Raw genomic sequence first — 22,212 nt, 5'->3', positions numbered from 1 at the left:
AGGAGGAAAAGCGCTACTGTCTGCGCCCTGTCCAATGCTGCAAACAGGGAGGGAAAAAGGTGGAGAGTCGATCTGTAAGCCGGGTTCTGTCTTGAACAGTCATTCGTCTACGATGGCCATCACTGGACATCTTTAGCAACCTACCCGGTCCCAGCGCGGGCCACGCCTTGGGACCCTATTTGGTCTTGCTCCAAGTGGGGTTTACCTAGCCACGAACTGTTGCCAGACGTGCGGTGCGCTCTTACCGCACCTTTTCACCCTTACCGGCGCCGAAGCGCTTAGGCGGTTATTTTCTGTGGCACTTTCCGTAGGCTCACGCCTCCCAGGCATTACCTGGCACTTCGCCCTATGGAGCCCGGACTTTCCTCCCCCCCCTAATTTTCATAGAGGGCAGCGACTGTCCGATCGACTCTCCGCCGCGAAGGTTAACGGGACAGCGGCCGAAGAACAAGCGCTAAAAGCCTTTGGCCATTCCTGCGCGTCGGGTTTTCACTCGCCCTTCTGTTTTTCCAGCGCGACCTGATACAACACATTCTTGCGCTCACCGGTGATTTGCGCGGCCAGGGCGGCGGCACGCTTGAGCGGCATCTCTTCGAGCAGAAGATTGAGGATGCGCATGGCCTCGCTGCTGACCGCATCTTCTGTTTCAGGCATGGACCAACCCGCCACCAGCACCACGCACTCGCCCCGCTGCTGATTGCTGTCCGACTCGACGAACTCGCGCAACTCGGCCAGGGGCAGCCCCTTGAGGGTTTCGAAAGTCTTGGTGATCTCCCGGGCCAGCAAGGCCGGACGCTCACCACCAAACACCAGTTCCATATCCTGCAGACACTCCAGGATACGGTGCGGCGCCTCATAGAAGATCAAGGTACGCGGTTCTTCCTTGACCAGCTCCAGGCGGGCCCGGCGGCCTACTGCCTTGGCGGGCAGAAACCCTTCGAAGATGAAGCGGTCCGACGGCAGGCCCGCAGCCGACAATGCCGCAATCAATGCACAGGCACCCGGGACGGGCACTACATTAATGCCGGCCGCGCGCGCCTGACGCACCAGGTGGTAGCCCGGATCGGAAATCAACGGCGTGCCGGCATCGGATATCAATGCCACATCGTCCCCTGCCAGCAACCGGGTAATAAAGCGGCTACCTTCATCCCGTTCGTTGTGCTCATGACAGGCCGCCAGCGGCGTTGGAATGCCAAAGTGCTGCATCAGGCGCTGGGAGTGCCGGGTATCTTCGGCGGCAATCAAGGCGACATCACGGAGGATCTTCAGGGCGCGCGCACTGATGTCGTCCAGGTTGCCGATGGGCGTCGCCACCACATAAAGCGAGCCAGCAGCGGAATTCAAAGCACCTGGAGCAGTCAAAGCGCACACCTCATGATCGTTAAAAGTCGCCATTGTAGCGCGTAGCGCCGCTGGCGACAGGCGTCTGCCACTGCAGGTTTACCTGCCTCAGTTGCCGTGCTGCAACATTTGCATGAGCTAAATTGATCGATTCACGCCAGTAACATCGCGCCCCGGCCAGTGCTTGGGTACAATTCCACGCTAATTTGATCGAGTATCAGGAACACTACATGATCGCTTGCCTGCGGCTGTTCACTGCCCTCTGCCTCGCTGCCTTGCTGGCGGCCTGCGCCAGCTCGCCCTCCTCCAGCCTGGGCGACCTTCCACGGACTCCGGATGCCAGTATCGAGCAACTGCTCGAGCAGGCTTCCCAGAGCAAAGACCCGGAAAAAGCTGCGCTGTTACGCTTGAGCGCCGCCGACCTGGCCTATCGCCAGGGTAACGCTGGCCAATCGGCGCAAATCCTCCAGCAAGTACCGATGGAACAACTCAAGCCTGGACAACAGGTGTTCGCCAGCACGCTGGCCGCAGAACTGGCAATGGCGCGCAATCAGCCCAAGGCAGCGCTGACTGCATTGAGCCATCCGAGCCTGCAGCGCCTGAGCGAACTGCCGGTCGAGCAACAGGTGCGTACCGGTACCGTGCATGCCCGCGCGCTTGAAGCCGAGGGACAAGCGTTGGCGGCTGCACGGGAGCGCATTTTCATTGCGCCCATGCTCGAAGGCGAAGCCGCCGGCAAGAACCATGAAGCGATCTGGACCCTGATCGCTTCGCTGCCAACCGACCAACTGCAGCCCACCTCCACCGATGACCTCGGTGGCTGGATGAGCCTGGCGCTGGCCGTGAAGACGGCGGGCACCCTGGAGCAACAGCAGGCCGCGATCGACAACTGGCGCGCCCAGAACCCCAAGCATCCGGCAGCCATCCAGTTGCCAATCCCCCTGACCAAGCTCAAGGAACTGGCCAGCCAGCCCCTGGGCAAGATCGGCCTGCTGTTGCCACAGGACGGCCCGCTGGCCGCTGTCGGCAAGGCGCTGCGCGAAGGCTTCATGGCCGCCCACTACCAGGCACAGCAAGCCGGTCAGAATCCGCCGGCCATCGAGTTCTATGACAGCTCGCGCCTGACCTCCATGGACGAGTTCTATCGCAAGGCCCAGGCCGACGGCGTGCAACTGGTCGTGGGGCCACTGGAAAAGCCACTGGTCAAACAACTCAGCACTCGCCCGCAACTGCCGATCACTACCCTGGCCCTGAACTACAGTGAAGGCACCCAGGGTCCGGCCCAACTGTTCCAGTTTGGGCTTGCCGCCGAGGACGAAGCCCGGGAAGTCTCCCGCCGCGCTCGCGCCGACGGCCTGACCCGCGCCGCCATCATGGTACCCAAAGGTGAATGGGGCGACCGTGTACTGCGAGCGTTCAGCCAGGATTGGCAAGCCAACGGCGGCAGCATCGTCGCCACCGAACGCGTTGACCAGCCGGTGCAACTGGCCCAGCAGATTGCCGACATGTTCCAGCTGCGTCAGAGCGAAGGTCGTGCCAAGAGCCTGCAAACCACGATAGGTTCGCAGGTCGCCGCCCAGCCTTCGCGTCGCCAGGACATCGAGTTCATCTTCCTGGCGGCAACTCCGCAGCAAGCCCAGCAGATCAAGCCGACCCTGAACTTCCAGTACGCGGGTGACGTGCCGGTCTACGCCACGTCCCACGTGTACAGTGCCAGCGGTGATGTGAACCAGTACAACGATATGAATGGCGTGCGGTTCTGCGAAACCCCATGGTTGCTGGACGTCAACGATCCGCTGCGCAAACAGGTTACCGCCCAATGGCCACAAGCCGCCGGCAGCCTGGGACGCCTGTATGCGATGGGCGCCGATGCCTACCGCCTGGCACCTCGCCTGGGGCAGCTCAAGGCTTTGCCGGACAGCCGCATCGAGGGTGAGTCGGGCAGCCTGGGCATGACCCAGAACCAGCGCGTCGAACGTCAGTTGCCGTGGGCGCAGTTCGTCAATGGCCAGGTCCAGCGCCTGCCGGACACCTCGCGCTGATGCCCGAGAGGACACGCCGACAAAGCGGTCAGGATGCCGAGCGCCATGCGCTCGAGCATCTGCAACAACAGGGTCTGCGCCTGCTGGCGCAGAACTGGTTATGCAAACGCGGCGAGCTTGATCTGGTCATGCTCGATGGCGATACAGTAGTATTCGTTGAAGTCCGCTACAGAAAAAACACTCAATGGGGTGGCGCGCTCGATAGCATCGATGAGCGCAAACGGCAGAAGCTGATTTTTGCCGCGCAGTATTTTCTTCAGTGCGAGTCGCGCTGGGCCAATTCCCCTTGCCGTTTCGACGTGATTGCCATCGACAGCAATCTCGATCAGTTGAACTGGTTGCAAAATGCCTTCGACAGCTGATCGACTGCGCGCTGAACCGGACACTTCCACCCAACACTTTTGCTCTTTGCTTTGCGGGCTGCACATTCCTGTGCCAGGTAGCCGCGCTAATTAAGGTCACACAGATGGACATGCAATCCCGAATTCGCCAGCTTTTTCAGGCCAGTATCGACACCAAGCAAATGGCGATGGACGTACTTGCACCGCACATCGAGCAAGCCAGCCAGGTGATGGTCAACGCCCTGCTCAACGAGGGCAAGATGCTGTCCTGCGGCAACGGCGGTTCTGCTGGTGACGCCCAGCATTTTTCCTCGGAGCTGCTCAACCGCTTCGAACGCGAGCGCCCCAGCCTCCCAGCCATTGCGCTGACCACCGACAGCTCGACGATCACCTCGATCGCCAACGACTACAGCTATAACGAAATCTTCTCCAAGCAGATCCGCGCCCTGGGCCAACCAGGCGACGTATTGCTGGCAATTTCGACCAGCGGCAACTCGGCCAATATTATTCAAGCGATCCAGGCCGCACATGATCGCGAAATGATTGTCGTAGCAATGACGGGCCGCGACGGTGGTGGCATGGCATCACTGCTTTTGCCCGAGGACGTCGAGATCCGCGTCCCGGCCAACGTCACTGCACGTATTCAGGAAGTCCACCTGCTGGCGATCCATTGCCTCTGCGACTTGATCGACAGCCAACTGTTCGGGAGTGAAGAATGACCCCTAATCGCCTAGGCCTGATGGCCCTGACACTATGCCTCGGTATCAGCGGCTGCACTTCGGTGGTTAACGCCAGCCGTGAGGCGCCGATTGATGATGACCGCGGGACCCGCACCTTCGGCAGCAAGATCGATGACACCCTGATCGAAACCAAGGTCGGCGTGAACATCGCCAAGGCCGACCCCGCCCTGGACAACGATTCGCACATCGTAGTCACCAGCTTCAACGGCGTGGTATTGCTGGCCGGGCAAACGCCTACCGCAGACCTGAAGGCCAAGGCCGAACAGGCCGCCTCTTCGGTCCAGCGCGTGAAGACGGTGCATAACGAACTGCAGGTACTGCCACCTTCAGGCTTCCTCGCTCGCCAGAACGACACCTGGCTGACCTCCAAGATCAAGACCCAGATGCTGACCGATGCGAGCATTCCGGGCTCGCGCATCAAGGTTGTCACCGAGAATGGCATCGTCTACCTGCTGGGCCTGCTGACCAAGCAGGAAGCGGCCCAGGCGACCAATCTGGTGCAAGGCGTGTCTGGCGTGCAGAAGATTGTCAAGTTGTTCGAGTACATCGATTGATGCGCCACGATCTGTAAGAGCTGTCGAGTGAAACGAGGCTGCGATCTTTTGATCTTTGGAAAAATCAAAATCAAAAGATCGCAGCCTTCGGCAGCTCCTAAGGGTTTGAAGGTGGTGAAGCAATAAAAAAGGCGATCCATCCGGATCGCCTTTTTTATTACTTCACCACCTTCAAACTCGGCCTTCCGCTTGGTCGCGGCGGCTCGCTGTCGGGCGGCGGAACATCGTCATCCGGCTCGATCTCTTCCTCGTCTTCCATAGGCGATTCCAGATCAAACACCATGCCCTGACCGTTCTCCCGAGCGTAAATGCCCAGGATCGATGCGATAGGCACGTACAGGGTGTGCGGCACGCCACCGAAGCGCCCTTCGAAGCTGACCGCTTCGTTGTCCATGTGCAAATGCCGCACGGCTGCCGGCGATACGTTCAGGACAATCTGCCCTTCACTGGCAAAACCCTGAGGCACCTGCACCGACGGGTACTCGGAATTGACCAGCATGTGCGGGGTGCAATCGTTATCTACAATCCACTCATAGAGCGCGCGGACCAGATAAGGTCGACTGGAGTTCATAGCGGCTCCTTAAGCCTTAGCGCATATCGCGTTCGACACCAGACAGACTTGCCTGGAAAGCCTCACGCGCAAACGAGCGCTCCATATAATCAAGCAGCGGCTTCGCAGGCCGCGGCAATTCAATACCCAGAATCGGCAAGCGCCAGAGTATTGGTAATAGGCAGCAATCCACCAGACTTTGTTCCTCACTGAGGAAAAACGGCTTGTCCGCGAACAACGGCGACACGCCTGTCAGGCTCTCGCGCAGCTCCTTGCGGGCCACGACGCGGGCTGCTTCCTTGGTCCGCGAATCCAGAATCAGATCCACCAGGCCACACCAGTCACGCTGGATACGATGGATCAGCAGACGGCTGTTTGCACGCGCCACGGGATAAACCGGCAGTAGCGGCGGGTGCGGGTAACGCTCATCCAGATATTCCATCACTACGGTCGATTCCCACAACGCCAGGTCACGATCAACCAGGGTGGGCAAACTCCCGTAAGGGTTCACTTCGATCAGTTTAGGCGGCTGGCGACCAGCTTCCACATAAATGATCTCGGCGCTGACACCCTTCTCTGCGAGTACGATGCGTACCCGGTGGGAATAGTGGTCGGCGGGGTCGGAGTAACAGGCCAACCGATTGGTCACGCCCATGGCGGTCCTCCTCGCTTGTTGAAATTTCGAAAGCGGAAAAAACGAGCGCGCCCAGAGGGCGCCTCTCCGTAACCTCTGGATAACCAGATACGTTACATCTTCAGAGACGCCCTTGGGCGCGCGCGATTAACAGCAATTGCTTGAAACGTTATCAGTGCACGTCTTTCCAGTATTCGCGCTTGAGCAGGTAAGCGAATACGAAGAAGAACGCCAGGTACAGCAATACGTACGTACCGATGCGCTGATGTTGCAGCTTAACCGGGTTAGCCGAGTAAGCGAGGAAGGTTACCAGATTCTTGACCTTCTCATCGAACTGCTCTTCAGTCAGCGCCCCACTTTTCGGCACGATGGTCAGTTGATCACAGGCTTCATGCGTCAGCGGCGTACCCGTCAGAGGGTCATATTGCTTCTTGCCGTCCTCGACGATCTGCACCTGCTTGCAGCCGACAACCTGGCGACCTTGCAGGCCGACCAGCACGTTAGGCATGCCGACGTTCGGGAAGACCTTGTTGTTGACGCCCCAAGGGCGCGCAGGATCTTCGTAGAACGACTTCAGGTAACCATACAGCCAGTCGGTGCCACGCACGCGGGCGACCAGGGTCAGGTCGGGCGGTGCCGCACCGAACCAGGTCTTGGCATCTGCCGGTTGCATGCCGATGCTCATGTGGTCGCCGATCTTGGCACCCGTGAACACCAGGTTCGAGAGCATCAGGTCGTGCGGGATACCCAGGTCGTCGGCAACTCGCTCGTAACGCTGAAACTTGGCGCTGTGGCAACCCATGCAGTAGTTGGCGAACGTACGCGCGCCGTCTTGCAAGGCAGCCTTGTCGGAAACGTCGATGTCGACCTTTTCCAGCTCTGGACCGCCGTGCTCAGCGGCAAAGGACAGCACAGGCAATGCAGCAAGAATCAGTACAGCAAATAGCTTTTTCATCAGCCAGTCACCCTATCCGGAACCGGTTTGGTCTTCTCGAGCCTGGTGTAGAAAGGCATCAGAATGAAGTAGGCGAAGTACAGGAAGGTACACACCTGCGACAGCAAGGTACGGCCCGGAGTCGGAGCCAGGACACCGAGGATGCCCAGGATCACGAACGACACGCAGAACAACACCAGCCAGATCTTGCTCAGCCAGCCCTTGTAGCGCATTGACTTGACCGGACTGCGATCCAGCCACGGCAGTACGAACAGCACCGCGATGGCCGCACCCATGGCAATTACGCCCAGGAGCTTGTCTGGAACCGCGCGCAAGATCGCGTAGAACGGAGTGAAGTACCAGACCGGAGCAATGTGCTCTGGGGTCTTGAAGGCGTTGGCCACTTCAAAGTTCGGCTTCTCCAGGAAGTAGCCGCCCATTTCCGGGAAGAAGAATACAATCGAGCAGAAGATGAACAGGAACACCACCACGCCGACGATATCTTTCACGGTGTAGTACGGGTGGAAGGCAATGCCGTCCAGCGGTACGCCGTTTTCGTCTTTGTGTTTCTTGATGTCCACGCCGTCCGGGTTGTTCGACCCGACTTCGTGCAGCGCCAGGACGTGCAGCACCACCAGACCGAGAATCACGATCGGCAAGGCCACGACGTGTAGCGCAAAGAAGCGGTTCAGGGTGATGCCGGAAATCAGGTAGTCACCACGGATCCACTGGGTCAGGTCGTCACCGATGACCGGGATCGCACCGAACAGCGAGATGATCACCTGGGCACCCCAGTAGGACATCTGGCCCCAAGGCAGCAGGTAGCCCATGAAAGCCTCAGCCATCAGCGCCAGGTAAATCAGCATGCCGAAGACCCACACCAGCTCCCGCGGCTTCTGATACGAACCGTAGAGCAAGCCACGGAACATGTGCAGGTAGACCACGATGAAGAACATCGAGGCACCCACCGCGTGCAACAGACGCAGGATGGAGCCGTACTCGACGTCACGCATGATGTATTCGACGGAGGCAAAGGCTTCTTCCGCCGACGGGGTGTAGCTCATGGTCAGCCAGACACCGGTGACGATCTGGTTGACCAGAACGAGCAGTGCGAGGGAGCCAAAGAAATAGAAGAAGTTGAAGTTCTTCGGAGCGTAATACTTGCTGAGATGGTCTTCCCACATTTTAGTGGCAGGAAAGCGCGCATCCACCCAATCCATGAACTTGCTCATCACGCGTTCTCCGTATCGACGCCGACGACAATGATCTCGTCGGTCTCATAGGAATGCGGGGGAACTGGCAGGTTCAAAGGCGCAGGTTGCGACTTGTAGACGCGGCCAGCCAGGTCGTAGTGGGAACCGTGGCAAGGGCAGAAATAACCACCTACCCAATCCTTGCCCAGATCTGCGGGAGCCACTTCCGGACGGAAAGTCGGCGAGCAACCCAGGTGCGTGCAGATTCCGATCAGCAGCAGTACCTCTGGCTTGATCGAACGCGTTTCCGGGTCGACATAGGTCGGTTGTGTCGAGTTCTTGGAGGTCGGGTCAGACAACTGGCCCTCGATCTTCTTCAGATTCCCCAGGATTTCCTCGGTACGGCGGACGATGAACACCGGCTGACCGCGCCACTCAGCAATCATCTGCTGACCTGGTTCGATTTTGCTGACATTCACTTTCACCGGTGCACCTGCGGCTTTCGCCTTGGCACTGGGAAACCATGACCCCACGAACGGGACCGCAGCCCCCACCGCTCCTGCAGCACCCACCACGGATGTGGCTGCTACCAAGAAGCGACGCCGGCCTGCATTCACGCCGTCATTGCTCATTCAGTCCTCTCCCATCAGCTTTGTGGCCTGTTAAATCAGGCATCTACTAAGTAAATCTATGTACTTATAAAAATTTTGCCGAATGGTAATGAAAAGCCCCAATTCTGACAAGGTAATTACCCAAGAGCTCCACTGCCAAGCCTTGCAGTATAGGGCCTCTGCGGCTGTGGCAAGTTGTCACAGAGCAATTCTTTGATAAATCGCACCCATAAAAAAACGCCCAGCTCCGTGAGGAACTGGGCGTTCTTTTTTGAACGTGGAAGCGAATTAACGCTTCGAGTACTGCGGACGCTTACGCGCTTTACGCAGACCCACTTTCTTACGTTCAACTTCACGAGCATCGCGAGTCACGAAGCCAGCTTTGCGCAGAGCGCCACGCAGGGTTTCGTCGTACTGCATCAGAGCGCGAGTGATACCGTGGCGGATTGCGCCAGCTTGACCACTTACACCACCGCCGATCACGGTGACGTAGATGTCGAACTTCTCGACAGTCTCAGTCAATTCCAGCGGCTGACGAACTACCATGCGGGCAGTTTCGCGGCCGAAGAAATTATCCAGCGAACGGTTGTTGATGGAGATGTTACCAGTACCCGGACGCAGGAAAACGCGTGCGGTTGCGGTCTTGCGACGGCCAGTGCCGTAATTTTGAGTCGCCGACATAATGAACTATTCCGTTAAAACTTCAGTTCTTGGGGCTGCTGAGCAGTATGAGGGTGTACAGCGCCCGCATAGACTTTCAGCTTACGATACATGTCGCGACCCAGCGGGTTCTTAGGCAGCATGCCTTTGACCGCGGTCTCGATCACGCGCTCAGGGGCTTTAGCAATCAGCTTTTCGAAGTTGATCGACTTGATGCCGCCCGGGAAACCGGAGTGGGAGTAGTAGATTTTGTCGGTGGTTTTAGCACCGGTTACACGAATCTGCTCGGCGTTGATAACGACGATGTAGTCGCCGGTGTCAACGTGAGGAGTGTACTCAGCTTTATGCTTGCCACGCAGACGGCTCGCGATTTCGGTGGCCAGACGACCCAGGGTCTGACCTGCAGCGTCGACGACAAACCAGTCGCGCTGTACTGTTTCCGGTTTAGCAGTAAAAGTTTTCATTCTTTATAGCCTCAGGGGCCGCCCTGTAAATTAGACGGCGGATCTTACTGAATAGTGCGTACTTTGACAAGTCAAAGGCAGCCGGATACAGACGCTTTCGGGGGCTCGGGTCGGCGCGTCCGTTCAACGGCAAGATTCTTCGGCGGCGGCGCATCACTTCCACTGCAGAAAGAGGTGCGCAATTATGCAGATTGCGAAAAATATTTCAACCTGCTTTTATGATTGTTTTGCCCAAGGAGCACCCGATGGACTATCGACAGCTAGGCCGGACCCATCTGAACGTAAGCGCAATCTGCCTCGGAACCATGACCTGGGGCGAGCAAAACAGCGAGGCTGAAGCCTTCGCACAGATCGAACGGGCCAAAGGCGCCGGGATCAATTTTATCGACACCGCGGAGATGTACCCGGTGCCACCCAAAGCCGAAACCTACGCCACCACCGAGCGCTACATAGGGAATTACTTCAAAAGCCGCGGCGATCGCGCCGACTGGATCCTGGCCAGCAAGATCGCCGGCCCCGGCAATACGATCGACTACATCCGCGACAAGAACCTGCGGCACAACCGCCAGCACATCACCGAAGCCGTAGATGCGAGCCTCAAGCGCCTGCAGACCGACTACATCGATCTTTACCAACTGCACTGGCCGGAGCGCAGCACCAACTTCTTCGGCCAGCTGGGCTACAAGCACCAGACCGAAGCCAACCTCACTCCCTTGGAAGACACCCTCGAAGCGCTGGACGAGCAGGTCCGGGCCGGCAAGATCCGCCACATTGGCCTGTCCAATGAAACCCCGTGGGGCACCATGCGCTTCCTGGCGCTGGCCGAAGCCCGAGGCTGGCCGCGCGCCGTGTCGATCCAGAACCCCTACAACCTGCTCAACCGCAGTTTCGAGATCGGCCTGGCGGAAATCGCCATCCGCGAACAATGCGGCCTGCTCGCCTATTCGCCGCTGGCGTTCGGTTTCCTGTCCGGCAAGTACGAAGGTGGCGCCCGCCCGCCAAAAGGCCGCCTGAGCCTCTACAGCCGCTTCAGCCGCTATTTCAACCCGCAGTCCGAGGCGGCCTGCAGCCGATACGTGGCATTGGCCCGTGAGCACGGCCTGGACCCTGCGCAAATGGCACTGGCGTTCGTCAACCAACAGCCGTTCGTGACCAGCAACATCATTGGTGCCACAACCCTGGAGCAGCTGGAGAGCAACATCGCCAGCTTCGAGCTGAAGCTGTCGGATGAAGTGCTTGAGGGGATTGAGGCGATACACAAGGATCACCCGAATCCTGCACCTTGATTAATCCTTGAAACCAATCGCGGGCAAGCCACGCTCCCACAGGTTCGGTTATTCCTGTGGGAGCGTGGCTTGCCCGCGATGGCGGCCTGACAGTCACCGCAACATCAAAGCGACCGGGCAATGATCTCCTTCATGATCTCGTTGGTCCCGGCATAAATGCGCTGCACTCGCGCATCCGCCCACGCCCGGGCCACCGGGTATTCCCACATGAACCCGTAGCCGCCATGCAACTGCACGCACTCATCGAGCACCTTGCACTGCAGGTCGGTACCCCAATATTTGGCCATCGCCGCCGTCGGCACATCCAGCTTGCCCTGCAAGTGCAATTCCAGGCAGCGATCAACGAAGACCCGGCCAATCTGAATTTCAGTGGCCATTTCCGCCAGCTTGAACCGAGTGTTCTGGAAGTCCGCAATGGCCTTGCCGAATGCCTTGCGCTCACGGGTGTAGTCGAGCGTCCACTGCAGCGCCGCTTCAGCCGAGGCCAGGCCGCCAATAGCCACCGTCAGCCGCTCCTGGGGTAATTCCTGCATCAGATAGGCAAAACCCATCCCTGCTTGCCCCAGCAGGTTTTCCTTGGGCACGCGCACGTCCTGAAAGAACAGCTCCGAAGTGTCCTGGGCCTTCATGCCGACTTTCTCCAGGCGCTTGCCCTTGTCGAAGCCAGGCGTATCGGCCTCCACCAGAAACAGACTGGTGCCCTTCGCGCCGGCTTTCGGATCGGTCTTTGCCACGACAATCACCAGGTCAGCCAGAAAGCCGTTGGTGATGAAAGTCTTGGAGCCGTTGATCACATACTCGTCGCCATCCAGCACCGCAGTGGTCTTGACCCCCTGCAAGTCGGAGCCAGCCCCTGGCTCGGTCATGGCAATCGCCGTGACCATTTCCCCAGAGACCAGTTTCGGCAGGTATTTGTGCTTCAACGCCTCGCTGCCGTAGTGCAGGATATATGGCGCAACAATGTCCGAATGGAGAGAAAAACCGATACCGGTCAGCCCGAGTCGACCCACTTCTTCGATCACCACCGCGCTGTATAGGAAGTCCGCCCCCAGCCCGCCATATTCTTCCGGCAGATGCGAGCACAGCATCCCCGCCTCCCCCGCCTTGTTCCAGAGTTTACGGTCGATGTAGCCCTGTTTCTCCCATTGCGCATGAAACGGTACCGCCTCCTTATCGAGGAACGATCGAACGCTGTCGCGAAAGAGTTCGTGCTCGGAACTGAACAAGGTTCTGGGGATCATGCGGCACCTGTCGTTATTGTTGGAAGGATGGGGCCTTCAGAGACTATGCCTCGGCTTCGATACAGGACACTGGACACATCAGACAAAAAATAAGACGATCCAGCCGTCTGGTGACCACTTTCCCTTATAAAAATAAAGTTGAATTATGTCCAACCAAGCCTCCACGCCTTTACGGCGCGTCAGCATCCTGGCTATCGACCGGGTTTTCGCTTCCACCCTCATGCAAGCCAAGGATTTCTTCCACCTTGCCAGCCTGCGCTATGGCAAACAGCTCGGCCACGGTCTCGTGCCGGCCTTCGAGACTCGTCTGGTCAGCCCGGATGGCAAGCCAGTGAACAGCTTCAGTGATGTCATCATGCCGGTGGACGGCGGCCTGGAAAACGCCGACATCATCGTCCTGCCGGCGTTCTGGGACGACTTCGAGACGCTTTGCCAGCGCTACCCGCAAGTCCTGCCGTGGCTACGCCAGCAACACGCCCGCGGCGCCGTGCTGTGCGGGGAGGCGACCGGCGTATTCTGGCTCGCCGAAGCCGGGCTGCTCGACGGCAAGGAAGCCACGACCTACTGGCGCTTCTTCAACGCCTTCGCCGAACGCTTCCCCAAGGTCCAGCTCAATCAGGACAAGCACCTGACCGACGCCGACAACCTGTACTGCGCCGGCGGCACCACCTCAGCCTGCGACCTGTACATTTATCTGATCGAACGCTTCTGCGGCGCCAACGTGTCGCAAGCCGTGGCCCGCGACATCCTTTATGAAGTGCAGCGCAGCTACTCCCCCGGCCGCATCGGCTTCGGCGGACAAAAATTGCATCAGGACGTAATCATCCTGCAGATCCAGCACTGGCTCGAAGAACACTTCGCCGACAAATTCCGCTTCGAAGACGTCGCCCGCGAACACGGCATGAGCATCCGTAACTTCATGCGCCGCTTCCAGACCGCCACCGGCGACAAACCACTGCACTACCTGCAACGCCTGCGCATTGAAACCGCCAAGGGCCTGCTGTCCGGCAGCCGCAAAAGCATCAAGACCATCAGTTATGAGGTGGGCTACGACGATGCAAGCTTCTTCGCCCGCCTGTTTCGCCAACATACGGATCTGTCACCGAATCAGTATCGGCAGCAGTTTCAGCAGGCAGCGTAGCCCCGAGAAAAATACAAGACCTGTGGGAGCTGGCTTGCCAGCGATAGCGATTTGTCAGCGCAATGAATATTGCCTGACACGACGCCATCGCGGGCACGCTCGCTCCCACAGGGATTGCAGTGCCTTCGCTTTTTTCTTCAGCACAAATCAAAAAGGGCCTGCAATTGCAGGCCCTTTTTATAAGCTGAAGATCTGTTTAAGGCTTATGCGCCCTGGACAGGAATTCATGGGACTGCATTTCCAGCAGGCGGCTGAGGGTGCGCTGGAACTCGAAGTTCAGGCGACCGCCGGTGTAGAGGTCTTTGAGCTCGACTTCGGCGGAGATGATCAGCTTCACGTTACGGTCGTAGAATTCGTCGACCATGTTGATGAAGCGCCGGGCGATGTCGTCGGTGGTGACGCTCATCTGCTCGACGCCGCTGAGCAATACCGCGTGGAAGATCTTGCCCAGTTCGATGTAGTCGTTCTGGCTGCGCGGGCCGTCGCAGAGTTCGCGGAAGTCAAACCAGGCCACGTCGTCACAGGTGCGCAAGGCGCGGATTTCGCGATTTTCGATCATCAGCACGTCGTTCTCGACTGCTGCGGTGCATTCCGGCGTCAGGGCGCGGAAGCTCTTGCGCAGGCTTTCGTGTGACGCCTCGTTCAGCGGGAAGTGGAACAGCTCCGCTTGCTCGAGGTGGCGCAGGCGATAATCGACGCCGCTGTCGACGTTGACGATCTCGGTGTTCTGCTTGATCAGCGCGATGGCCGGCAGGAAACGCGCACGCTGCAGGCCGTCCTTGTACAGGCCGTCAGGCACGATGTTCGAGGTCGCGACCAGGGTCACTCCATTCTTGAACAACTCTTCCATCAGCGTGCCAAGGATCATGGCGTCGGTGATGTCGGAGACGAAGAACTCATCGAAACAGATCACCCGGGACTCGTCCGAGAAACGCTTGGCGATGATGGTCAGCGGGTTTTTTTCGCCGCCCAGTGTCTTCATTTCTTCGTGCACGCGCTTCATGAAGCGGTGGAAGTGGGTGCGGGTCTTTTCCTTGAACGGCAGCGCTTCGAAGAAGGTGTCGACCAGGTAAGTCTTGCCGCGACCTACGCCGCCCCAGAAATACAGCCCCTTGATCGGGGTCTGGTCTTTCTTGCCGAACAGTTTCCCGAGAAAACCGGGTTTGTTCTGCGAGGCCGCCACCAGATCGTCGTACAGGCGCTGCAAATGACGTACGGCAGTTTCCTGCGCGGCATCATGAAAGAATTCCGGGCGTTTCAGATCAGCTTGATATCGTTCTAGGGGCGTCATAATTCGTTAGCAAGGCAACAAAAACGGGCCGTCACTGTAGCGACGGCCCGTCGGAATGGCAATCAGCCCTTGGTCGGACCGAGCCGTCGATTTATTCCTGAACCGGAGTCAGCGCGATCCGCAACGCATCAATGCCGGCATCGCGAGCGGCGCTGTCAGCGAACGTGGCGCTGTCGGCCACACACTCGCCTTCGAGCCAGACGCTGAAGCTCAGGTCTTCGCTACGCACGTCCAGAGCCTGGCCCGCTTGCAACTGTTTGGTCACCTGACCTGCGGTTTTACCGTCAGCAAAGTTGCGCGACAGCAGCAACTGCTCACCATCAGCCGCCAGCAGGCGGAATCGGAAGCTGCCGTCGTCTTCGCGGAAGCTGACGAAGCGCGCGGCCTTGGTGGCTTTCTTTTTCGTGGTGGCAGCCACTTGAGTCTGGGCGACGAACGAGCGCAGACCGACCGCTTCACGCAGCTCGTTGAGGAACGGCGTGGCCACGGCACGGGCCTTCTTGGCGCCGATCTGCAGCATGTCTTCCAGGTCTGCCGGGCGTTCGATCAGTTGATGATAACGCTCGCGGGATTCACCCAGTTCGCTGTCGAGCAGCTGGAACAGACGGTTCTTCGCCTCGCCCCAACCCAGGCCCTGCAGCAGCTCACTGCGGAATTCGTCGGACTGCGCCGGGGTAGCGAAGGCCTGGAACAGCGTGAACAGGTGCGAGTTGTCCGGATCTTTCGCTTCGCCCGGTGCTCGGGAGTCGGTCACGATGCGCGAGATCGCGTCCTTCATTTCCTTGGCGCTGCTGAACAACGGGATGGTGTTGTCGTAGCTCTTCGACATCTTGCGACCGTCGAGGCCTGGCAACGTGGCGACGCTTTCTTCGATCAGCGCCTCGGGCATGGTGAAGAATTCCTTGCCCTGGCCAAACAGGTGGTTGAAGCGCTGGCCGATGTCCCGGGCCATTTCCACGTGCTGAATCTGGTCACGACCCACCGGCACCTTGTGCGCGTTGAACATCAGGATGTCCGCGGCCATCAGCACAGGGTAGCTGTACAAGCCCATGGTGATGCCGGCATCCGGGTCTTCACCGCTCTCGACGTTCTTGTCCACCGAGGCCTTGTAGGCGTGCGCACGGTTGAGCAGGCCCTTGGCGGCGACGCAGGTCAGCAGCCAGGTCAGCTCGGGGATTTCCGGGATGTCGGACTGGCGATAGAAGGTCACGCGCTCTACATCCAGGCCACCGGCCAGCCAGGTTGCGGCAATTTCCAGACGCGAGCGCTGGATGCGCAGCGGGTCATCGCATTTGATCAGGGCGTGGTAGTCGGCCAGGAAATAGAACGAATCGGCATTGCTGTCACGGCTGGCGAGGATCGCCGGACGGATGGCGCCGGCGTAGTTGCCCAGGTGTGGCGTGCCGGTGGTGGTGATGCCGGTGAGGATACGGGTACGAGTCGTCATGGGTTATCGCTTGTCAGACTGCAATCAATTCGAGAGACGCGGCAGGATCAGATCCTTGAGATCGGTCAGCTTGCCATGAAAAAAGTGTCCGCATTCTGCCACTTTCAGCAGCTCATGGGGACGCTGGAGTTTCCCGGACCAGTCGTAGACCAGTTGCGGATCGATGACTTCGTCGGTTTCCGGCTGGATCAGCGTCAGTTCGCCCTGCAGCGGCACCTGATCCTGATCCCCCAGGCGCATGACGGCCGGCGCTACCATGAACAGATGCTTGAGCTGTTCACCCTGGGCTTCCAGGCGCCCGCCGAGACTTGCTGCAACAAAACCACCAAAGGAGAAACCCAGCAGCGTCAGAGGTAGATCAGGATGTTTCGACCGCAACCAGGCAGCGGCGGCCTGGGCATCATCGACCTCGCCGGTCCCCATGTCATGGGAGCCGGCGCTGGCACCTACGCCCCGGTAATTGAAGCGCAGGGTCACCAAACCGGCGTCGCGGGCCGTGCGCTGCAGGGTCGAGACCACTTTGTTGAGCATGGTGCCGCCCTGCACCGGGTTCGGATGGCAGATCAGCGCAATGCCGCGCGGCTGCTCATTTTCCAGGTACAAACTTTCCAGTTCACCGACTGGGCCATCAATCACTACAGGGGTTTCGCGCATAAGCAAGGAAGGAACTCCGTGACCTCGAATCGGGTCGACTCGTCTAGCAATTTGTCTGTGCCAATCTATCTGCGAGAGAATCGCGGTATACAGCGCAGGTTCGAGCCGTTAACGTAAAGCAAAGCCGTTTATAGAGGAAGGACTCGTGGAACACTCGCTCTTAGTTTGGTTGTTGCCGACTCTTGCCCTGGTTGTGGGTGTCGCCATTGGTTTCCTGATCGCTCGCCTGGTGCCGAATGCCGCGCCTAACAGCACGCAACGTCAGCTGGATGATATTCAGGAACGTTTCGACAGTTATCAGAACGAGGTGGTCACCCACTTCAACAGCACCGCGACCCTGGTCAAGAAAATGACCCAGAGTTACCAGGAAGTGCAGGATCATCTCGCCGATGGCGCAAACCGTCTTGCCCTGGACGAGCAGACTCGCCAACGCTTGCTCGCCGCCCTGCATGCCGATTCAGCCCAGGCGCCTCGTGAGCGCCTGACGCCGCCGCGCAACCAGGAGCCGCCTCGCGATTACGCGCCCAAAGCGCCAAACGCACCGGGCATGCTCGATGAGCATTACGGCCTGAAGAAGTAATCAGGTTTCGCGCAACATGAAAAAGCCCCCGGATGAGTGATTGTCCGGGGGCTTTTTTCACACCTGATATTCAGCCAGGCGCTTATGGGTACTGCTGAACAGTACCTTGCTGCTGACCACCATATTGCTGGCCCGGAATCGCCTTCAGGTTGACCTCAACCCGACGGTTCTGCGCCCGACCATTAACGTCAGCGTTGCTGGCTACCGGGTTATCCGGACCGGCGCCACGGGCTGTGAGGTTGGCACTGCTGACGCCCTGGGACGTCAGGTAGGTCGCCACGCTCTGGGCGCGCCGCTGGGACAGGTCCATGTTGTGCTGGCGACTGCCGGTGCTGTCGGTGTAGCCGACGATTTCGATCTGGTTCTGGTTGAACTCCTTCAGCGAGCCTGCAAGGTTGTTCAACGGCTGATAGAAGCTCGAGGCGATATTCGCCGAATCGGTGGCGAACGTGATGTTACCCGGCATGATCAGCTTGATCTGATCACCCTGGCGCTGCACCTCCACGCCGGTGTTGGCCATGCTGGCGCGCAGCTTCTTCTCCTGCTGATCAGCGTAGTACCCGTAACCGGCAGCGGAAGCACCTACCACTGCGGCGCCGATCAGCGCGCCCTTGCCACGATTGTTGTGGTCGATGGCGGCGCCCGCAAGCGCCCCGGCCAGAGCGCCGAGGCCGCCGTACTTGGCGGTTTTGCTCATGCCCTGGGAACCGCTATCGGCCTGACCCTGGTTGTCATACGGGTTCGGCGAAGCGCAGCCAGACAGCAGCGCGATGGCAGTAGCGGCAATAATCAGACGAGGCGTGGTGAACATGAAGAGCTCCTACTTTTTGCATTCTGTGGTGCAACGGACTTAAGCATTGAACCTTTGCCGGCGTTGGATCATTTTGCGCGATAAAAATTCCATCAAGCAGACATCAGGCGCGCACGAACGGGTTTTCACGCATTTCGTCACCCAGTCGCGTGTCCGGTCCATGCCCGGTGACCACGGTCGCCTCTTCATCGAGGGTATACAGGCGCTGCTTGATCGACCGCACGATAGCGGCCTGATCCCCGCCCCATAAATCCGTGCGCCCTACCCCGCGACGAAACAGGGTGTCACCGGCGATGAGCAGCTTAGCGTCTGCAAACCAGAAACTCATAGAGCCGGGTGTGTGACCGGGTGTGTGCAATGCCACGCCACAGCCGCAAGCCAGTTCTTCATCGTCGGCCAACCAGCGATCTGGCGGGGGCACCGGCGTGTAAGGCACGCCGAACATCTGGCATTGCATCTCCAGGTTGTCCCAGAGGAACTGGTCCTCCTTGTGCAGATGCAGGGTCGCCCCGGTTTTCTCTTTCATCTGACCGGAAGCCAGGAAGTGATCCAGGTGTGCGTGGGTGTGGATGATGCTCACCACCTTGAGCCCGAGGGCGTCGAGTCGCGCCATGATCAGCTCAGGGTTGCCACCGGGATCGACGACGATGGCCTTTTTCGTAATCGGATCGCCGATGATCGTGCAGTTGCACTGCAACGGGCCGACGGGGAAGGTCTCGCGGATGAGCGTGGGGCTGGCAGCGACCATGGTGGTTCCTGAAAAGAATGGATGGCCTATTCTGGCACAGGCTGGCGGGCCCGACAGCGTCACCCCAATACACCCAACTCCTTCGCCCGCGCCACCGCCTGAGTCCTGCGCTCTACCCCCAGCTTGCTGTTGATATGACTGGCATGCGTCTTCACCGTATGCAGCGAAATAAACAGCTGATCACTGATCTCCTGATTCGAGCACCCTTGTGCAATGAGCTTCAGGACGGCCAGTTCTCGGGCACTCAGTTGCTCGCAGGCGTGGGATGGCTCCGAGGCAATGCGCGGTGGTATGGCGGGCAGATGCTCTGCCAGGGCGGCGCAAACTGCGGTCCTGGCGTTGTGCTGAAGTTGTTCGCGCAACCAGGCCGGATGTTTGCTCAGCAAGCCGTCGAAAGGTTGCACCACGCCACCCATCGCAGCATCAAGGGCCTGAGTGAGGCTTTGCCGGGCGTCAGGTTCGCGGTTGCTGGCCAGTAGCAGCTCGGTCTTCTGGGTCAGCACCATGACGCTGAGCATCTGACGCCCGGTTTGCTGGCCGTTTTCCAGCAATGCGTTCAACCGCCCCTCGGCCAGCATCAACTGGCCCTGGATGACCTCCAGCAAAGCCTGCTGCAATTCGATATGCAAGGGCAGTTGCGGATGAAATTCCGGCGGCGCAGCGGGGTTTTCGCCGTTGTAGGTCTGGCTCAGACGCGCCAGCCAGGCTTCGGCCAGGTCGGTGCGGCCCTGGGCCAGCCACAGCTCGCATTTGACCAGGGTAATCATCGCCAGGTAATAAATCGGCGGCACGTCCCAGATATGCATCAGGCGCTCGGCTTCGGCGAGTTCGGCGAATGCCTTGGAAAACTCGCCACTGCTGCCTTCGATTCGGGCAATCACGCAATGGCCGATCAGTACGCTGATATCCCGGCAGGCTCGTGCTTCGCTGAGGCCAGCCTGCAGTCGAATGCGCGCAGCCTGTGGCTGCAGGCGCATGGCCAACAGAAATCCTTCGTATAACGTCAGGCGTGCACGAACAGCATAGAGTCGTTGCGGCGACAGCCCTTGCAGGCGTTGCAGGCCTTGGCGCACTTCATCCAGCGCCCGCAGGATTTCCCCGCGGGCCTGGAGCACTCGGGCACGGTCGTAATGCGCCAGCGCCTCGAACAATGGATTACCCACCCGCTGTGCCAGCTCCAGGGAATCGCGGTTCAACCCGCGTGCACGCCACAGGTCGCCGTCGGCGATGGCCAGGTTGGACAAGGTCGACAGGCACATCAAGCGTTGGCCATAGCGCTTGGACGGCAGGCTCTCCAGGGCTTCAGTGCAATACAGCAGGGTCAGTTCACGGTTGCCCCGTCCGCGGGCGATGATCCCGCTCAGGGCCAGCCACTGCGCCAGCATGGACTTTTGCGCCGTGGCCGAAGGGGCCGGCAGGAAGCGGCTCAGATGACTGGCCAGTTCTTCGGCAGCGTCGAGTTGGCAGGCCAGCCCCAGAGCCCAGCTGTACAGCACGATCAGGCGCGGCGTGCTGATCAGCAGGCTGTCGGGCAAGTCCATCTTCCAGCGCAGCAACATGCCGACGTTCTGTTCGGCCAGCAGCTGCTCTTCGGACAGGTTCTGCACCAGGTTCGCTGCGACGTCCAGGTGACCGGCGCGCAACGCCTGTTCCACCGCTTCATCGAGTAGCCCCTGGGCGTTGAACCAGCGGCATGCGCGCAGGTGCAGGCTCGCTGCCGGCACGATGGCCTGGGCGGTCGGGCGGGTGCGCAGCAGATCGGAAAACAAATGGTGATAACGATACCAGCGGCCCTGCTCGTCCAGGGGCACCAGGAACACCTGGTGAGCCAGCAGGAAGCGCAGGATCTCTGCGCTGTCGTGAGCCTCGCGAACGGCGTCGCACAGTTCGCTGCAGAAGCGCTCCTGGGGGGCGGTGTCGTAGAGGAAGGCCTGCACTTCGGCGGGCAGGCAATCGATGACTTCTTCAAGCAGGTAATCGCGGATCAGCCCTTCCCCACCATGCAGGGACTGAGGCAATGCACCTTCACTGCCCACTTCGGAGGCGGCCAGCAGCCAGAAACGCAGGCCAGCGACCCAGCCTTCGCTGCGCTCTATGAGGTTTTCCAGGGCTTCGCCGCGCAGTGAGGTGCTGTGGCGATCGAGCAGGGTCTGGGCTTCGTCGTGAGTCAGGCGCAAGTCCTGCTCGTGCAGTTCGAGCAATTGCCGGGACAGGCGCAGGCGCGCCAGATGCCAGTCCGGGCGCTGGCGGCTGGTCACCATCACCAGCAGGCCGTCAGGCAGATGATTGAGGAAAAATTGCAGGCAACGGTCGAGCACCGGCCCCTGGGCCAGGTGGTAGTCATCGAGCACCAGCAACAGTGGAGCCGTTGGCAGCAAGTGCACGGCCAGCTCATCGAGCAAGCCGTCCAGCCACTCCTCGAAAGCAAATGGCTGATGGCGCTGGCGCATTTTCAGCAGGCCAAGGGACTGGCTGCCAAGCTTGGGATAAAAATCCTGGAGGCCTTCGAGCAGCCGCTCAAGAAAACGCCCAGGGTCGCTGTCACGCGGACTCAGGCCCAGCCACAGACTCTGCCAGTGCGCGGGCAGACCTTGACAGAATTCCACGGCCAGGGAGCTCTTGCCGAACCCTGCCGGGGCGCTGACCAGCAACAGCCTGCCGCCAAGCCCGGCACTCAGTCGCTCGCACAGACGCGGCCGCAGCACGTGACCATCAGGCAGCGGCGGGCGAAAAAAACGTCCGTCCAGTGCCGCGACGGCAACGCTTGCAGGGCCCGGGATGGGGGACAGATCAGTCATGGCCGGCTCTTGTTTGATGGCGGGTGGCGGCGTTGCAGATGTCCGCAGACTAGCGGTAAACGAAGAGGTAATGAAGGTTATTGCTACAAATGGCTACAAAAAGGCCATCAAGCTCTACGCCCGAATGCATGCAGGCCCGTAGGAGCGAGCT

General features: G+C 59.5%; 22 protein-coding genes and 1 other RNA gene. 7 read left to right on the top strand and 16 right to left on the bottom strand.

The window, feature by feature from the left end; translation table 11 throughout:
• Nucleotides 1-59 precede the first annotated feature (59 nt).
• Nucleotides 60-413: RNase P RNA component class A (gene rnpB / locus AAEZ05_RS19265), an RNA gene on the bottom strand.
• Nucleotides 414-489: 76 nt separating this feature from the next.
• Nucleotides 490-1,395: a 16S rRNA (cytidine(1402)-2'-O)-methyltransferase gene (gene rsmI / locus AAEZ05_RS19260; protein WP_205891606.1), complete on the bottom strand. Its 906-nt coding sequence runs from the start codon at nt 1,393-1,395 to the stop codon at nt 490-492.
• Nucleotides 1,396-1,571: 176 nt separating this feature from the next.
• Here rsmI and AAEZ05_RS19255 point away from each other — a divergent pair, with 176 nt between their 5' ends.
• From AAEZ05_RS19255 to AAEZ05_RS19240, 4 genes are all read left to right on the top strand, one after another.
• Nucleotides 1,572-3,383, top strand: coding sequence for a penicillin-binding protein activator (locus AAEZ05_RS19255; RefSeq protein ID WP_350648464.1), 1,812 nt, complete (start codon nt 1,572-1,574; stop codon nt 3,381-3,383).
• A complete protein-coding gene (locus AAEZ05_RS19250) occupies nt 3,383-3,745 on the top strand; it encodes a YraN family protein (protein WP_350648462.1) in 363 nt (120 codons plus the stop codon). Before AAEZ05_RS19255 ends, AAEZ05_RS19250 begins: the two co-directional genes overlap by 1 nt.
• Nucleotides 3,746-3,849: 104 nt before the next feature.
• The gene (locus AAEZ05_RS19245; RefSeq protein WP_045059278.1) at nt 3,850-4,443 is read left to right on the top strand and encodes a phosphoheptose isomerase; all 594 of its coding nucleotides are present in this window, start codon (nt 3,850-3,852) and stop codon (nt 4,441-4,443) included.
• The gene (locus AAEZ05_RS19240; RefSeq protein WP_045059277.1) at nt 4,440-5,018 is read left to right on the top strand and encodes a BON domain-containing protein; all 579 of its coding nucleotides are present in this window, start codon (nt 4,440-4,442) and stop codon (nt 5,016-5,018) included. Before AAEZ05_RS19245 ends, AAEZ05_RS19240 begins: the two co-directional genes overlap by 4 nt.
• 157 nt (nt 5,019-5,175) lie before the next feature.
• Here AAEZ05_RS19240 and AAEZ05_RS19235 read toward each other — a convergent pair whose 3' ends face one another.
• The 7 genes from AAEZ05_RS19235 to rplM all read right to left on the bottom strand — a co-directional run bounded on the left by AAEZ05_RS19235 (nt 5,176) and on the right by rplM (nt 10,064).
• Entirely contained in the window at nt 5,176-5,589 is a 414-nt protein-coding gene (locus tag AAEZ05_RS19235; protein ID WP_045059276.1) for a ClpXP protease specificity-enhancing factor, read from the bottom strand.
• Nucleotides 5,590-5,605: 16 nt separating this feature from the next.
• On the bottom strand, nt 5,606-6,223 hold the full coding sequence (locus AAEZ05_RS19230; protein WP_007905304.1) for a glutathione S-transferase N-terminal domain-containing protein: 618 nt from the start codon (nt 6,221-6,223) through the stop codon (nt 5,606-5,608).
• Between the two features lie 151 nt (nt 6,224-6,374).
• Entirely contained in the window at nt 6,375-7,157 is a 783-nt protein-coding gene (locus AAEZ05_RS19225) for a cytochrome c1 (protein ID WP_045059275.1), read from the bottom strand.
• On the bottom strand, nt 7,157-8,368 hold the full coding sequence (locus AAEZ05_RS19220) for a cytochrome b (protein ID WP_045059274.1): 1,212 nt from the start codon (nt 8,366-8,368) through the stop codon (nt 7,157-7,159). The genes AAEZ05_RS19225 and AAEZ05_RS19220 overlap by 1 nt, the downstream gene beginning before the upstream one ends.
• Nucleotides 8,368-8,961, bottom strand: coding sequence for a ubiquinol-cytochrome c reductase iron-sulfur subunit (gene petA, locus AAEZ05_RS19215; protein WP_045059273.1), 594 nt, complete (start codon nt 8,959-8,961; stop codon nt 8,368-8,370). Before petA ends, AAEZ05_RS19220 begins: the two co-directional genes overlap by 1 nt.
• Nucleotides 8,962-9,228: 267 nt before the next feature.
• Nucleotides 9,229-9,621, bottom strand: a complete 393-nt coding sequence (gene rpsI, locus AAEZ05_RS19210; RefSeq protein ID WP_002555064.1) for a 30S ribosomal protein S9 — start codon at nt 9,619-9,621, stop codon at nt 9,229-9,231.
• 14 nt (nt 9,622-9,635) lie between these two features.
• Nucleotides 9,636-10,064, bottom strand: a complete 429-nt coding sequence (rplM, locus tag AAEZ05_RS19205) for a 50S ribosomal protein L13 (protein WP_007905295.1) — start codon at nt 10,062-10,064, stop codon at nt 9,636-9,638.
• A 245-nt stretch (nt 10,065-10,309) separates the two neighbouring features.
• On the opposite strand from rplM, the gene AAEZ05_RS19200 reads away from it, so the two are divergent.
• Nucleotides 10,310-11,350: an NADP(H)-dependent aldo-keto reductase gene (locus tag AAEZ05_RS19200; RefSeq protein WP_045059272.1), complete on the top strand. Its 1,041-nt coding sequence runs from the start codon at nt 10,310-10,312 to the stop codon at nt 11,348-11,350.
• Between the two features lie 104 nt (nt 11,351-11,454).
• Here AAEZ05_RS19200 and AAEZ05_RS19195 read toward each other — a convergent pair whose 3' ends face one another.
• Nucleotides 11,455-12,591, bottom strand: a complete 1,137-nt coding sequence (locus tag AAEZ05_RS19195; RefSeq protein WP_045059271.1) for an acyl-CoA dehydrogenase family protein — start codon at nt 12,589-12,591, stop codon at nt 11,455-11,457.
• A gap of 220 nt (nt 12,592-12,811) precedes the next feature.
• Between AAEZ05_RS19195 and AAEZ05_RS19190 the strand changes: the two genes are divergently transcribed.
• Nucleotides 12,812-13,732, top strand: a complete 921-nt coding sequence (locus AAEZ05_RS19190; protein WP_177328543.1) for a GlxA family transcriptional regulator — start codon at nt 12,812-12,814, stop codon at nt 13,730-13,732.
• A 196-nt stretch (nt 13,733-13,928) separates the two neighbouring features.
• Here the strand turns inward: AAEZ05_RS19190 and zapE are convergent, their stop codons facing one another.
• The 3 genes from zapE to AAEZ05_RS19175 all read right to left on the bottom strand — a co-directional run bounded on the left by zapE (nt 13,929) and on the right by AAEZ05_RS19175 (nt 17,124).
• Complete coding sequence (zapE, locus tag AAEZ05_RS19185; RefSeq protein WP_045059269.1) at nt 13,929-15,023, bottom strand: cell division protein ZapE; 1,095 nt, start codon at nt 15,021-15,023, stop codon at nt 13,929-13,931.
• Nucleotides 15,024-15,114: 91 nt separating this feature from the next.
• On the bottom strand, nt 15,115-16,470 hold the full coding sequence (locus AAEZ05_RS19180; protein ID WP_045059268.1) for a tryptophan--tRNA ligase: 1,356 nt from the start codon (nt 16,468-16,470) through the stop codon (nt 15,115-15,117).
• A gap of 24 nt (nt 16,471-16,494) precedes the next feature.
• On the bottom strand, nt 16,495-17,124 hold the full coding sequence (locus tag AAEZ05_RS19175; RefSeq protein WP_045059267.1) for an alpha/beta hydrolase: 630 nt from the start codon (nt 17,122-17,124) through the stop codon (nt 16,495-16,497).
• Between the two features lie 145 nt (nt 17,125-17,269).
• On the opposite strand from AAEZ05_RS19175, the gene AAEZ05_RS19170 reads away from it, so the two are divergent.
• The gene (locus AAEZ05_RS19170) at nt 17,270-17,704 is read left to right on the top strand and encodes a Z-ring associated ZapG family protein (RefSeq protein ID WP_045059266.1); all 435 of its coding nucleotides are present in this window, start codon (nt 17,270-17,272) and stop codon (nt 17,702-17,704) included.
• 82 nt (nt 17,705-17,786) lie between these two features.
• Here AAEZ05_RS19170 and AAEZ05_RS19165 read toward each other — a convergent pair whose 3' ends face one another.
• From AAEZ05_RS19165 to AAEZ05_RS19155, 3 genes are all read right to left on the bottom strand, one after another.
• The gene (locus AAEZ05_RS19165) at nt 17,787-18,515 is read right to left on the bottom strand and encodes a YiaD family glycine zipper/OmpA-like lipoprotein (protein ID WP_045059265.1); all 729 of its coding nucleotides are present in this window, start codon (nt 18,513-18,515) and stop codon (nt 17,787-17,789) included.
• A gap of 103 nt (nt 18,516-18,618) precedes the next feature.
• A complete protein-coding gene (locus AAEZ05_RS19160; protein ID WP_045059264.1) occupies nt 18,619-19,263 on the bottom strand; it encodes an MBL fold metallo-hydrolase in 645 nt (214 codons plus the stop codon).
• Nucleotides 19,264-19,322: 59 nt separating this feature from the next.
• Nucleotides 19,323-22,061, bottom strand: a complete 2,739-nt coding sequence (locus AAEZ05_RS19155) for a winged helix-turn-helix domain-containing protein (protein WP_045059263.1) — start codon at nt 22,059-22,061, stop codon at nt 19,323-19,325.
• Between the last annotated feature and the right edge of the window lie 151 nt (nt 22,062-22,212).

Source organism: Pseudomonas sp. HY13-MNA-CIBAN-0226, assembly GCF_040310305.1.
GTDB classification, from domain to species: Bacteria; Pseudomonadota; Gammaproteobacteria; order Pseudomonadales; family Pseudomonadaceae; genus Aquipseudomonas; species Aquipseudomonas gregormendelii.
Note: the sequence above shows the minus strand (reverse complement) of the source record. Positions and strands in the feature narration are given on the sequence as shown.